Source organism: Kosakonia sp. MUSA4 (assembly GCF_013085925.1).
Lineage (GTDB): Bacteria > Pseudomonadota > Gammaproteobacteria > Enterobacterales > Enterobacteriaceae > Kosakonia > Kosakonia sacchari_B.
Genome location: NZ_CP025697.1, coordinates 4,036,309 through 4,049,428 on the forward strand (window position 1 = coordinate 4,036,309; position 13,120 = coordinate 4,049,428).

General features: G+C 52.9%; 12 protein-coding genes. 4 read left to right on the plus strand and 8 right to left on the minus strand.

The genetic code is table 11. The features are described 5' to 3' along the window. The first annotated feature begins 273 nt into the window (after positions 1 to 273). The 4 genes from C0557_RS19045 to flhC all read left to right on the plus strand — a co-directional run bounded on the left by C0557_RS19045 (position 274) and on the right by flhC (position 8,158). Positions 274 to 4,197, plus strand: coding sequence for a carbohydrate-binding protein (locus tag C0557_RS19045; RefSeq protein WP_208660240.1), 3,924 nt, complete (start codon positions 274 to 276; stop codon positions 4,195 to 4,197). A gap of 73 nt (positions 4,198 to 4,270) precedes the next feature. After that, entirely contained in the window at positions 4,271 to 6,727 is a 2,457-nt protein-coding gene (locus C0557_RS19050) for a carbohydrate-binding protein (protein ID WP_208660242.1), read from the plus strand. A gap of 535 nt (positions 6,728 to 7,262) precedes the next feature. Next, entirely contained in the window at positions 7,263 to 7,604 is a 342-nt protein-coding gene (gene flhD / locus C0557_RS19055; protein ID WP_074773734.1) for a flagellar transcriptional regulator FlhD, read from the plus strand. A gap of 11 nt (positions 7,605 to 7,615) precedes the next feature. After that, positions 7,616 to 8,158, plus strand: a complete 543-nt coding sequence (flhC, locus tag C0557_RS19060; protein WP_035888464.1) for a flagellar transcriptional regulator FlhC — start codon at positions 7,616 to 7,618, stop codon at positions 8,156 to 8,158. Positions 8,159 to 8,256: 98 nt separating this feature from the next. Here the strand turns inward: flhC and C0557_RS19065 are convergent, their stop codons facing one another. The 8 genes from C0557_RS19065 to fliL all read right to left on the minus strand — a co-directional run bounded on the left by C0557_RS19065 (position 8,257) and on the right by fliL (position 13,069). Then, entirely contained in the window at positions 8,257 to 8,847 is a 591-nt protein-coding gene (locus C0557_RS19065) for a helix-turn-helix transcriptional regulator (RefSeq protein WP_208660244.1), read from the minus strand. 81 nt (positions 8,848 to 8,928) lie between these two features. After that, entirely contained in the window at positions 8,929 to 9,708 is a 780-nt protein-coding gene (gene fliR / locus C0557_RS19070; protein WP_074773728.1) for a flagellar biosynthetic protein FliR, read from the minus strand. 2 nt (positions 9,709 to 9,710) lie between these two features. Then, positions 9,711 to 9,977, minus strand: a complete 267-nt coding sequence (gene fliQ, locus C0557_RS19075) for a flagellar biosynthesis protein FliQ (protein ID WP_071921241.1) — start codon at positions 9,975 to 9,977, stop codon at positions 9,711 to 9,713. 13 nt (positions 9,978 to 9,990) lie between these two features. Then, a complete protein-coding gene (gene fliP / locus C0557_RS19080; RefSeq protein ID WP_305798053.1) occupies positions 9,991 to 10,647 on the minus strand; it encodes a flagellar type III secretion system pore protein FliP in 657 nt (218 codons plus the stop codon). 101 nt (positions 10,648 to 10,748) lie between these two features. Next, a complete protein-coding gene (fliO, locus tag C0557_RS19085) occupies positions 10,749 to 11,144 on the minus strand; it encodes a flagellar biosynthetic protein FliO (protein ID WP_208660246.1) in 396 nt (131 codons plus the stop codon). Then, complete coding sequence (fliN, locus tag C0557_RS19090) at positions 11,144 to 11,548, minus strand: flagellar motor switch protein FliN (protein WP_074773718.1); 405 nt, start codon at positions 11,546 to 11,548, stop codon at positions 11,144 to 11,146. The genes fliO and fliN overlap by 1 nt, the downstream gene beginning before the upstream one ends. A 7-nt stretch (positions 11,549 to 11,555) precedes the next feature. Continuing rightward, the gene (fliM, locus tag C0557_RS19095; RefSeq protein WP_208660248.1) at positions 11,556 to 12,560 is read right to left on the minus strand and encodes a flagellar motor switch protein FliM; all 1,005 of its coding nucleotides are present in this window, start codon (positions 12,558 to 12,560) and stop codon (positions 11,556 to 11,558) included. 5 nt (positions 12,561 to 12,565) lie between these two features. Next, entirely contained in the window at positions 12,566 to 13,069 is a 504-nt protein-coding gene (gene fliL / locus C0557_RS19100; RefSeq protein ID WP_208660250.1) for a flagellar basal body-associated protein FliL, read from the minus strand. Positions 13,070 to 13,120: the final 51 nt, after the last annotated feature.

Below are 13,120 nucleotides of genomic sequence, written 5' to 3' on the forward strand. Positions count from 1 at the left end.
TGGCGATATTTCAATTTATTTCAATATAATTCAAATCAATAATATAAAGAAAATTAATCAACTTTAATAATATTAAACAGTTCTTTCCCTGCTGTAACAAAAATACAGAATGCTCTGACAGACAAATAAAAATATCTCAGCCGGGCCGCCAGTTTCTTTATCAGCAGCTCCATAACCCTACCATTATCGAAGCTATTTCCCATATTCAGGCGCTTATCCCCCCCGAATAATACTCCCGCATCGGGAAAACATAATTTATGGACAATTGAAACAATGAAAATTAAATCATTGGCGTTACTGATATGCGCAGTACTCCCCTCTTTCTCTGCGCTGGCGGAAAATATTCCGGTTATTCAGATCGCGTGGAAAGGCAATGCTTACCCGGCCATTATGGTCAAAATGAAGGCCGCCTCCGGCCTCACTCGTCAGCAACTGCCCGCGCTGTTAGCACTCGACGATTCGTCTCTTAGCGTTAACGCGGCATTTAAGCACGCCACCGCGCGCGGGACAGAAATAAGCGAGTTGCAGGCGCTGGATGCGAAGTACGGTTTTGACCGCTACCTGCGCATTGCTATTCCGGACGAACGCAAACGTGATATCGCCTATATCAACGGCATCGTCGAAGAGCTGAAACAAAATGCCAACGTCGAAGTGGTTTATCCGGAAGCGGAACTGGTGCCGCACGACACTGTAAAAACAGGGCGCAACGCGAAGCAACTGAAGGTTATCGATTATCGCTCGTTGCAGTATTACACCAAAGGGCCGCATGACTCTTCCCCCTCCTACAGCCTCGGCGGCGTGAACCGCGACAGCGTAAATCAGTTTGAAGGGCATGACGGTTCCAACGTCACGATTTTGTCCCATGAACTGGGCATGTGGAACCAGAACCATATCAACCTGCCCAAAGCGGCCTTTATTCTGGGTACACCGCCTGACAACCTGAATATGACAGACCATGACACCGCTTCGGTGGGCATCATGGCGGCGACAGATATCGGTGCGGGCGTGAAGGGCCTGGCCTGGAATACGCGCATGGCATACGCCGCAGCGGGCAGCGACCAACTTTATAACGCTATTCCGCGTCTGCAAGCCGGGGACGTGGTGCAGATTGGCTTTGAGATCGCCGGTGGCCAGCAGGTCGGTTGTGTCGATGCATGTGCTCTGCCGCTCGAAAGCCAGCAGGCGTACTTCGATGTGCTGAAAGCGCTGACCGACAAAGGCGTACACGTGATTGAGGCCGCCGCCAACGGCAATGTTGACCTCGATAACAGCGCCTTCGGCGGCCTGTTCGATCTCAAAAAACGCGATTCCGGCGCCATTCTTGCGGGCGCAATCAACCCGGTAGACAGCATGCGCGCCAGCTTCAGTAACTACGGCAGCCGCGTCACCAGCGCAAGCTGGGGTTTATATGTCACCAGTACTGGCTATGGCGATCTCGCCAGACCGAATGCCAACGAAACTTACACCTGGCAGTTCAGCGGCACCTCGTCGGCAAACCCGATTATCGCCGGGGCCGTCGCCAGCCTCTCCAGTATCGCCAAAGCGCACGGCAAAACGGTTACGCCGCGCCAGATGCGCGACATCATTCATGACACGGGCACTCCGCTTGCGGGCACTACCTCCACGCTTATCGGCACCCAGCCGGATATGGGCAGAGCGGTAGAGAAGATCCTTGAGCTGGACGGCGAAGTCATCTCCGGTGAAGCGCCGGTTATCAGCGTCGATCGCCCCACCATCAATACCGTTGCCACCAGCACGAGCTGGAGCTATCCGGTGACCGCCAGCAGCGATCAGGCCAACGTCTCCTGGGAGTGGAAATTCATTTCCGGCGACAGCAGCATCCGCCTGAGCAATACCAGCAGCGACAGCACCACAATTATCGTCCCGGCCAACGTGGGCGATACCCAGGCGCGTTTCCAGGTGACGGCGACCAACGGCAGCGGTAAATCCTCCACCACCGACGTCGCGATCGTTGTTACGCAGCCGACGGTGGTTATCGTTGGCGTGGACAGCATGGACACCAACAGCCCGGCCAGAATGTTCGCTCAGGCAAACTTTGAGCAGGCGAGCTACGCCTGGCAGTTGCTGAAAAATGGCCAGCCGGTGACTGGCGGCATCGATCAGAACGGCCAGATCAAAGCCGGTCTGCCTGCGGGCAACTATGTGGCGGAAGTGACGGCCACCAATACCACGCAGGGCACGCGCACGGCCACTACCCGCCACAATATTAACGTGACCGGTGAAGCGGTACAGAACAACGATGCTGCCTTCATTCAGGCCTTGCAGATGGCGATTTCCGCCACCGATAACGAACGCAGCGTGACCTTCAACGGCAACGTCACTTCCGCACAAGCGGCGACCAGCACGCCGTCTTATCACTGGGCGCTGCCAGCGGGCGCACAGGGCAGCACTGATGGCCTGCCTTCCCAGCGTTTTACCATCAATAAAACCAGCCAGCCGCAAACGCTGACGGTGAACGTCACGGTAAACGCCGGTACTGAATCCCGCGTGCTGACCAGGACGCTTACCGTTCCGGCGTTGACCAGCAACGGCGGCGAAAACGACAAAGCACCGGTCCTTAACGTCGATCGTCGCATTATCAACACCGTTGCCAGCAATATGGCCTGGAGCTACCCGGTTGTTGCCAGCAGCGATCAGACCAACGTCGCCTGGGAATGGAAATTCATTTCCGGTAACAGCAACATTCGCCTCAGCGGCAGCACCAGCGACCGAACCCTCATCTCTGTACCGGCGAATGCGGGCGACACGCAGGCACGCTTCCAGGTAACGGCCACCAACAGCAATGGCAAAGCCACCTCCACCGAGGTTTCCATCGTGGTAGCGAAACCGACAGTTGTCATTGCCGGGGTGAATAGCATGGATACCGCCAGCCCGGCGAAACTGTATACCCAGGCGAACTTCGAGCAGGCAGGCTATGCCTGGCGTCTGCTGAAGGGCGGCCAGGTGGTCAGCAACGGCATCGACCAGAACGGCCAGATCCAGTCCGGTCTGACGGCCGGTGACTATGTGGCTGAAGTAACCGCCACCAACACTGCGCAGGGCACCCGTACCGCCACCGCGACACACGCGATCAAAGTGACCGGTGAAACCGTGCAGAATAACGACGCCGCGTTTATTAACGCGCTGCAAATGCCGTTCTCCACGACCGATAACGGCGACAGCGTGACCTTCAACGGCTACGTCACCTCCGCGACCGAGGCAACCAGCGCGCCGACCTTTAGCTGGGCGCTGCCAGCAGGCGCGCAGGGCGGCAGCAACGGCCAGGCGTCCCAGCGCTTTACCGTCGCCAAAACCAGCCAGCCGCAAACCCTGGCAGTGAATGTCACGGTGCAAGCCGGAACGCAATCCCGCGTGCTGACGAAAACCATCACCGTTCCGGCGAAAGAAGTGCTGAACACCGACGCCGCGTTTATCAACGCACTGAAAATGGCGCTCTCTTCCACCGACAACGGCAACAGCGTGACCTTCAATGGCAACGTCACTTCCGCACAGGCCGCAACCAGCGCACCGACCTACACCTGGTCGCTGCCTGCGGGCGCGCAGGGCGGCAGCAACGGCCAGGCGTCCCAGCGCTTTACCGTCGCCAAAACCAGCCAGCCGCAAACCCTGGCAGTGAATGTCACGGTACAAGCCGGAACGCAATCCCGCGTGCTGACGAAAACCATCACCGTTCCGGCGAAAGAAGTGCTGAACACCGACGCCGCGTTTATCAACGCGCTGCAAATGTCACTCTCTTCCACCGATAACGGCAACAGCGTGACCTTCAACGGCAACGTCACTTCCGCACAAGCCGCCACCAGCGCACCGACCTATACCTGGGTGCTGCCGGCAGGCGCACAGGGCAGCAACAGCGGGGTTGCTTCCCAGCACTTTACCATCGCCAAAACCAGCCAGTCGCAAACCCTGGCAGTGAATGTCACGGTGAAAGCCGGAACGCAATCCCGCGTACTGACAAAGACCATCACCGTTGCGGCGCAGGCCAGCAATGATGACGGCGGCTACCCGCAGTGGGCCTTCGGCACCACGTATAAAGCCGGTGATGTGGTAACGCACAAAGGCAAAAACTTTGAGTGCGTTGTTGCAGGCTGGTGTTCTCAGGCCGGTGAGTTTTCTCAGATGCATTACGAGCCGGGCGTCGGTCTGAACTGGAGCATGGCATGGAAAAACCATAACTGACCTGTTTTAACCCTGGGGCGGCGCATTTGCCGCCCCTTTTTTCCCCCGGACATCATTAAACGGAATTAACGCAATGAAAATGACATCCCTGGCGCTGATGATTTGCGCCAGCCTCTCCTCTTCTGTGGTATGTGCAGAAAACCAGCCGCAGAGGAATACCGCCTGGGAAGGCAATGCCTATCCCGCTATCGTGGTCAAAATGAAAGCCGCGTCGAGCCTTACCCGCCAGCAACTTCCCACGTTGCTGAACCTGAATGATGAGTCGCTTGATGTCAGCGCGCAATTCCAGCACAAAGCCACGCGTGGCGCGGAGCTGAGCGAATTGCAGGCGCTGGATGCGAAATACGGTTTTGACCGCTATCTGCGCATCGCCATTCCACAGGATAAAATGCGCAATGTGGCGTATATCAACGACATCGTGAATTCGCTGAAAGAGAACCCGCATGTTGAAGTGGCTTATGCCGAACCGGAACCTGTCGCCTTTGACGAAGGTACGGCAACGCGCAGCACCGCCGCCGCTGTAGGTGATTTTCGCGATCAGCAGTATTACGCGAAAGCGCCGAATGAGTTTGGCCCCAACCGCCGCCTGGGCGGCGTAAACCGCGACAGCGTCAATCAATATGCCGGGAACGACGGCGCGAACGTGACGCTGGTCTCCCATGAAATTGGTCTGTGGAATCAGAACCATATCAACCTGCCAAAAGCGGTCTTTACCGTAGGCTCTGCCACCACAACCGGCAGCGCGATGGATCATGACACCTCCTCCGCTGGGGTGATGGCAGCCACCGATATCGGCGCGGGCGTAAAAGGGCTGGCGTATAAGGTGCGGATGGCGCACGCCGCCTCCGGCAGCGGAAACCTCTACAGTGCGATCCCGAAATTACAGGCCGGGGACGTTGTGCAGGTCGGTATTCAAATCAGCGGCGGCGAAGTTACCGGCTGCCAGTACGAATGCTGGCTCCCGATGGAGTACTACCAGGATTACTTCGATGTGATCAAAGCGCTGACTGACAAAGGCGTACACGTTATCGAAGCGGCGGCGAATGGCACGATCAACCTCGATCACGGCGCGCTGGGCGGCAAGTTTAATCTGAATGTTCGCGACTCCGGCGCAATCCTGGTCGGCGCGGCCAACCCGGTTTATGCCACGCGCGCGAGTTACAGCGGATACGGCAGCCGCGTGGACAGCAATAGCTGGGGCTACTATGTCACCACCACCGGCTACGGCGACCTCGCTTACGCACCGAACGCGAACTATACCAATACCTACAGCGGCACCTCTTCCGCTAACCCGATTGTTGCCGGTGTCGTCGCCAGCCTGTCGAGCATTGCGAAAGCGCACGGCAAAACGGTTACCCCACGTCAAATGCGCCAGATCCTGCGCGAAACCGGTACTGAACTTGCGGGCGGTGCCGCCAACCAAATTGGCACCCAGCCGGATATGGGCAGATCGGTAGTGAAGATCCTCGAACTGGACGGTGAAAACAACGTCGAAACAGCGCCGACGATCACCCTCGATCACAGCACAATTAATACCGTTGGCAGCAGCCTGGCCTGGAGTTACCCGGTTGTCGCCACCAGCGATCAATCCGGTGTGAGCTGGGAGTGGAAATTCGTCTCCGGCAACAGCAATATCCGCCTGAGCAGCACCATCAGCGACCGCACCATTATTACGGTGCCGGGAAATCTCGGCGATACGCAGGCGACATTCCAGGTGACCGCCACCAACAGCAGCGGTAAATCCAGCCGCTCGAATGTCACCATCAACGTCGCGAAACCGAGCGTCACCGTCACTGGCGCAACCAGCATGCTCGCCCACCAGCCGGTGAAATTGCAGGCGCAGGCGAATTTTGAGCAGGCGAGCTACAACTGGCGGCTACTGAAGAGCGGTCAGGTTGTCAGCAATGGCATCGATCAGACGGGCATGATGAAAACCGGCCTGCCAGCAGGCGACTATGTTGCGGAAGTGACGGCGACCAGCTACGTGCAGGGTACACGCACGGCCACCACCGCTCATCACATTAAGGTGACCAGCGAAGCGCAAAACACCGATGCCGCGTTTATTAACGCGCTGCAAATGACGCTCTCCTCTACGGATAACGGCGACAGCGTAACCTTTAACGGCAGCGTGACCTCCGGCGCAGCGGCAACCAGCACGCCGTCTTACCACTGGCTGCTGCCAGCGGGCGCGCAGGGCAGCGGCAACGGCCTCTCTTCCCAGCGCTTTACCATCGCCAAAACCAGCCAGCCGCAAACGCTGTCTGTGAACGTCACGGTGCAAGCCGGAACGCAATCCCGCGTGCTGACGAAGAGCATCACCGTTGCGGCGCAGGCCAGCAATGATGACGGCGGCTACCCGCAGTGGGCGTTTGGTACTGCGTATAAAGCCGGAGATGTGGTGACGCATAAAGGCAAAAACTTTACCTGCGTTGTTGCAGGCTGGTGTTCTCAGGCCGGTGAGTTTTCTCAGCTGCATTATGAGCCGGGAGTCGGTCTGAATTGGGGCATGGCGTGGAAACTCGCTAATTAAGCCATCCAGTTATCAAAGGCGATGATATCAGTCATCGCCTTTTTTATGCATTTTGTTAATACCGCGCAACATCTGATTTTATATTCCGCTAATAAATAACAGCCTATTAAAACTCATTAACATTCTTCCTGTAACTTCATTTACGCAAACACATCAAATAGATAAGAATGTATTTCCTTATCATTTAGCGCCGCTAAATTAGTGATACCAGGAATATTCACCAAATAAATGCATCCCGTTGAAACAGCGGAGAAAACCGCCTCAACCCTCAATTTAAACTGACGAAATGCCTACTTTTTTACTTTCAATTGTATTGTTAGCCATCATTCTTTTGTGTATCCTTATTTTCGTCTTAAGAATACTCCCTTAAGAAACTACTCAATAAGCGCACTATGATGCGCCGTAGTATGAAGTTTATTTATTATTAAATTGTTATTTATTTTTTTATTATCGAAATAAGTGGTTGCTCGCTTTTATTAAATTAAGAAAAACATCGTTAACAGATTGTTGAGATGTTGTTCTCAGGAGCAAACACATGCACGAACAAAAAATGAATGAGCAAATGCAGTCTATTGAGGATCTGAACCTGTCCTATCTGTTACTGGCACAGCGTCTGATTCGCGAAGATAACATTGCGGCAGGTTTTCACCTCGGGTTGAACGAAACCACGATGGAAACCATCAAGGGCTTATCGCTTCCGCAGCTCATTAAATTGTCATCAACCGGTCAGTTGATTAGCCGACTGCGTATTGATGATGAAGCACTGATTGCGTGTTTGACAAAAGAATCCCGTATCGATGCGCTTCAGCGTTATCATACTGGCATTATTTTATCGAGCAATTTGCTTTCTGAAGACAACGAAAGTAAAGCCGCATGAGGGATGACATGATGTGTGATAAAAGCATTATGTCTGAAATCAGGGACGCGCAAATCGCCATTGAGTTAATTACTTTTGGCGCCAGAATGCAGGTTCTGGAGAGCGAAACTGGCCTCAGTCGTCGCAAGCTGTTGAAACTTTATAAAGAACTGAAAGGCTGTTCACCATCAAAAGGTATGTTGCCGTTCTCTGCGGACTGGTATATGGCCTGGGAACAGAATATTCATTCTTCTATTTTTTATAATATTTATTGTTTTATCAAAAAATCTGTTTCTGGTCGCCCGGTAGAACTGATGCTGAAAGCATACCGTATTTATCTGGCGCAAGGTTTAGCGGATGCAGAGGAAAAACCGGTACTGGATCTCACGCGGGCGTGGACACTCTTACGGTTTATTGATAACGGCATGATAAAACAGACCGAATGCAGCGAATGCAAAGGGAAATTTATCACCACGCCAGAACATATGTTTAACGGTTTTACCTGTAGCTTATGTGTCCCACCATCGCGGGCCATGAAAAAAAGCGACAGATTAAATCAGTCAGCTTCTGCGTGAGTTTGTCGGGATAGATATTAATACAGTGCTTGAAACGTTTTCGGCGGCCTCGCATATTCAGGAAGTTCCTGAAAATGCGAGGCCGTCGCGTTTTATGATTATTCGGTAAACATACCGCGATAATAGGTAGGACAAATATTCAGGCGCATCAGAATATCACGTCGGTGAACATAAGCCGTTTTCAGGCTGATCCCCAGAGAGTCCGAAACCTGCTGCGCGCTGGCGCCACAGGCCAGCATACGAAGCACTTCACGCTGACGCAGCGTAAGCAGCGGCGTAGTGGTTCGGCGCTGAGGAAGTCTGTTTTTTCTCGCCAGGTTGCTTGCCAGAAACTCAAAGATTTCCGTCATTGACGCATGCAGTCCCATTACCGGAATCTCCGGAAATAATGCGGACAAGAGTGAATTACCGCTATCGCCTAATAATACACAGGGTAAATCTGCATTTTCCTTGCGCATATTATCAAACAGATGCGACATATCCCCGACGTTGGTTGCATCTGTCGCAATCCCCACCACCAGCCGTAGTCTGTTATTTTTCACCTGGCGCATCTCCTCCGCGCGGCGAATATGGTAGACCTTCAAACTGGGTCGATAGAGTTTAATTAACTTGATTAGACCTGATGCAGCAAAAATATCCCCACTGTGAACCAACACATGTGCGGCTGCTAATGATAATTTTCCGTTCATAGCCCCCGGGCCTGTTTTTTACGTCACCTCATGTGAACGCAGGTTGTCAAAAAAACGCAGGGCTTATTGTCCCTGCGTGTGTTAACCGAACCCTTTCAGGATGATGAAAAGGGTGTCGAAAATGCCCGCCATCATGTTTTCAAAGAAGGGGGCAAGCGTGTACATCACCAGCGACATGGCGACCATGCCGACAGTCAGCGAGACGGGAAAACCGACGATAAAAATAGAAAGTTGCGGTGTCAGACGGTTCAGCAACCCCAGCGTGAGGTTGAGGCACAGCAGCAACGTAATGACCGGCAGACCGAGCATAAAACCGTACTGAAATATCATGCGGCCCGCGCGGACGATCTCCATCATCCCCGTGGCACCCATCGGCGCGGCGCTGACCGGGAAGGCGTTGAAGCTGCTCGCCACCACTTCCAGCAGATAAAGGTGACCATTAAAAACGAGGAACAGCAGCGTCACGCACAGGTTCAGCAGGCGGGCCACCACCGGCATATTGGTACCGCCGCTCGGGTCGTAGACCATCGCCATCGACAGCCCCATTTGCATGCCGACTAACTCACCGGCATGGCGTACCGCGACAAAAATTAACTGTACAGAGAGGCCAATCGCGATGCCGATGATCAGCTGCTGGCAACCAGCCATCAGGCCATCCAGCGACGCAATCGCAATGCCTGCGTCGGGTAACTGCGGCGCAATTAAGAAGGTTGAAACCAGCGCCAGCGCAATTTTGATGCGCGCATTGACCTGTTTTTCACTGAAAATCGGCGCGGTGCCCAGTAGCGCGAGAATGCGCAGGCACGGCCAAAAGTAATGATTTACATACGGATACAGGCTGGCCAGAGAGAGCGTAAGCATGGTTAACGAAGGCTGGCAAGCGAGCTAAACAAACCGTGCATATAATCCACCAGCGTCGCCAGCATCCACGGCCCACAGGCAATCAGCACCACAATAATCGTCAGGATCTTGGGGATAAACGACAGGGTCATTTCGTTGATCTGCGTTGACGCCTGCAAAATACTGACAATCAGGCCCGCAGCCAGTGCGGCTAACAATAAAGGCGCAGCAATCAGCAGCCCAACTTTGGTGGCCTGAAACGCCAACGACATTACACTTTCCGGAGTCATTCTCTTCTCTCACTTAGCGGAAAAAACTGTCTGCCAGCGAACCGATGATCAGTTGCCACCCATCCACCAGCACAAACAACATCAGCTTGAACGGCAGAGAAATTGTCGCCGGGGGAACCATCATCATCCCCAGCGCCATCAAAATACTTGCCACCACCAGATCGATAATCAGGAACGGGATGAACATTGTGAAACCAATCTGGAAGCCGGTTTTCAGTTCGCTGGTCACGAACGCGGGCACCAGAATGCTCATCGGAACATCCTCTGGCGTATTAAATTCAGCGGCTTTCGCAATACGGGAAAAGAGCGCTAAATCCTTTTCGCGGGTCTGTTTGAGCATAAAGGCGCGCAGCGGCTGCGATCCTTTCTGCAACGCCACTTCCATGGAGATTTTGTCCTGCGACAGCGGCAGCCAGGCTTCGTCATAGATGCGGTTAGCCACCGGCGACATGACGAAAAAAGTCAGGAACAGCGCCAGCCCCAGCAGCACCTGGTTAGGCGGCGTACTGGCAGTGCCGAGCGCGTTGCGCAGCAGACCGAGTACGATCACGATGCGGGTGAACCCGGTCATCATCAGCAGCGCCGCAGGCAAAAACGTCAGCGAGGTCATTAACACCAGCGTTTGCACCGGCAGCGACCAGCTTTCGCCATTCGCGGAATGGGTAAGCATGATGTCGTTATTTGCCGCCCAGGCGAAATGGGCTGGCAGCAGGATCCCTGCCAGCACCGCACCGAGGCCAATCACTCTGGATGTCAGACGAGAGGCGTTTTTCATGACTGGCTCCTGCTGGCGCGCTGTTTAAAACACCGAAGCAAAGAGGCCTGAAAGTCAGAAATCACCGGCATGGCCGTGCTGCTCTCTTGCTTTTCCATCGTCATCAGAGGCGTGATGCTTTGTTGCGTCACCCCCAGCAACAGCCATTTATCATCAACCTCAACCACCACCAGCCGCTCACGCGAACCGATGCTCTGGCTGTGTTTCACTGCCAGCAGGTTATGGCCTTTAGCGACGCGGGAAGCCACGCCTGTGCGACGGAGAACCCATGCAACCGCCACAATCATCACCAGCACCAGCGCCAGTGAACCAACGATATTTCCCATGGAAATCGGGAAGGTCGCCGCTTCTGTGGTATGCGGCGCAACAGTATTCAGCGTCTCAGTATTCATTAGCGGCTCAGGCGATGCATGCGCTCAGAAGGAGTAATAATGTCGGTAATACGAATTCCGAATTTATCGGAAACGACAACCACCTCGCCCTGAGCAATTAAATAACCATTAATCAAAATATCGAGCGGTTCGCCCGCCAGGCCTTCCAGAGAAACAACGGAACCTGGGCTAAGTCTTAACAGCTCTTTAATTGTCATTTTCGTGCGCCCGAGTTCCACGGTCATTTTCACCGGGATATCAAGCACCAGATTTAAATCGTCAGTAAAATTCACCACTACATCTTCTTTTTCTGCAGATTGCATGGCCGTACCGTTTTCGGCGGTCAACTGTTCACTCATCGCGTCGCCCCAAAGATCGTCAAGCGATGATTTTTTTGCACCAGCAGATTGTTCAATATCGCTCATGTGACGATCACTCCTTCTTAAACGCTGATAATGTTGAATCCATCAGAGTTTCGACCCGGATGGCATATTGATTATTGGCAAAGCCATATTTACCTGACATAACAGGGACATCATTAACAAAACCACCGACATCTTCTGGTTTATCCAGAGGAATAATATCTTGTGGTTTCAGACTCATAATCCTGGAAAGACGAGTCGAAATTTCGGCGAATTTAACCACCAGCTCCAGCTCGGTATCCCGCACCTGCGTAGCCAGCGAACTGCGCCACTGATTATTTTCCTGCTGCGAGTTTTCCAGCGGCGGGTTAGTTAATAATTCACGCAGCGGTTCAATAATGCTGAACGGCATACAAATTTGTAATTCACCGCTGTGCGAACCAATATCAACGTGGAAAGGCGTGGTAACGACAATATCGTTCGGTGAAGAGGTAATATTGGTAAACTTCACCTGCAATTCTGAACGCACATATTCCGTTTTGATTTTGTAAATCGAACGCCAGGCGTAATCGTACGCTTCCTGAGCCATCGCCAGCATGCGCTGGATAATGCGCTGTTCTGTCGGCGTAAACTCGCGGCCATCGGCTTTGGTCGGGAAACGGCCATCGCCACCAAACAGGTTATCCACCGCCATAAACACGAGGTTCGGCGAGAAGACAAACAGTGCCGTACCGCGCAGCGGATGCATGTTCATCAGATTCAGGTTGGTCATTACCGGTAAATTACGTGCAAACTCATGGTAAGGCTGAATCTTGATATTACCGACGGTGACATCCGGGCCACGACGGAGGATGTTAAATAACCCGATACGAAACTGGCGGGCAAATCGTTCGTTAATAATCTCTAATGAGTGCAGACGTTCACGAATAACGCGGCGCTGCGTATTAGGATCATAAGGTTTAATATTATCGGCTGTGGTTAATGATGACATAGCCTCGATGCTACTGTTGCCAGCATTAGGGCCACCATTCAGCAGGTTATCAATTTCATCCTGAGATAAAAGGCTATCAGACATAATCACTACCGTAAGATAAATGCATTAAACAATACGCTTTTTACCATCACGCGCTTTTTTCCTGACAGTGGTTCACTCACCACAGCCATTATTTTTTCAGAAAGTTTTTTCTTTGCGTCATCGCTAATAAGATCTTCGGCTGACTGCTGAGAAAAAAGCACCAGCAAACGACTACGTACATCCGGAAGATTTTCAACGAGAATGGCTTTCGATTTATCGTCCTGCAAGCGCAAGGTCAAACCAATATACAGAACCCGATCGTCGCCGTGGCTGTCTGGTTTCAGGCTGACGGTAAACGCTTCGAGATCTTCATAGACCGGAACAATATTCTCTTCGTGTACCGCTGATTCATTTGGGCCTTTTATATTGGCGATCTGTGAATTCAGCTTTTTAATTTCAAAATAAGAATATGTCGCAACCGCACAGATACCAACGGCAATTAATAAGATGAGCAAAGTCAGCAGCGGAGAACGCTTCCCGCTATTAGCAGATAATTTCTTTTTCGACATTTAATAATTAGCTCTGTAAAAAATAAATCAAGATTCAGCAAGTTGCCGGAC

Excerpts from the sequence above, each read along its gene's own strand:
- C0557_RS19045 (WP_208660240.1), top strand. The coding sequence starts at position 274 with ATGAAAATTAAATCATTGGCGTTACTGATATGCGCAGTACTCCCCTCT.
- C0557_RS19050 (WP_208660242.1), top strand. The coding sequence starts at position 4,271 with ATGAAAATGACATCCCTGGCGCTGATGATTTGCGCCAGCCTCTCCTCT.
- flhD (WP_074773734.1), top strand. The coding sequence starts at position 7,263 with ATGCACGAACAAAAAATGAATGAGCAAATGCAGTCTATTGAGGATCTG.
- flhC (WP_035888464.1), top strand. The coding sequence starts at position 7,616 with ATGTGTGATAAAAGCATTATGTCTGAAATCAGGGACGCGCAAATCGCC.
- C0557_RS19065 (WP_208660244.1), bottom strand. The coding sequence starts at position 8,847 with ATGAACGGAAAATTATCATTAGCAGCCGCACATGTGTTGGTTCACAGT.
- fliR (WP_074773728.1), bottom strand. The coding sequence starts at position 9,708 with ATGCTTACGCTCTCTCTGGCCAGCCTGTATCCGTATGTAAATCATTAC.
- fliQ (WP_071921241.1), bottom strand. The coding sequence starts at position 9,977 with ATGACTCCGGAAAGTGTAATGTCGTTGGCGTTTCAGGCCACCAAAGTT.
- fliP (WP_305798053.1), bottom strand. The coding sequence starts at position 10,647 with ATGCTTACCCATTCCGCGAATGGCGAAAGCTGGTCGCTGCCGGTGCAA.
- fliO (WP_208660246.1), bottom strand. The coding sequence starts at position 11,144 with ATGAATACTGAGACGCTGAATACTGTTGCGCCGCATACCACAGAAGCG.
- fliN (WP_074773718.1), bottom strand. The coding sequence starts at position 11,548 with ATGAGCGATATTGAACAATCTGCTGGTGCAAAAAAATCATCGCTTGAC.
- fliM (WP_208660248.1), bottom strand. The coding sequence starts at position 12,560 with ATGTCTGATAGCCTTTTATCTCAGGATGAAATTGATAACCTGCTGAAT.
- fliL (WP_208660250.1), bottom strand. The coding sequence starts at position 13,069 with ATGTCGAAAAAGAAATTATCTGCTAATAGCGGGAAGCGTTCTCCGCTG.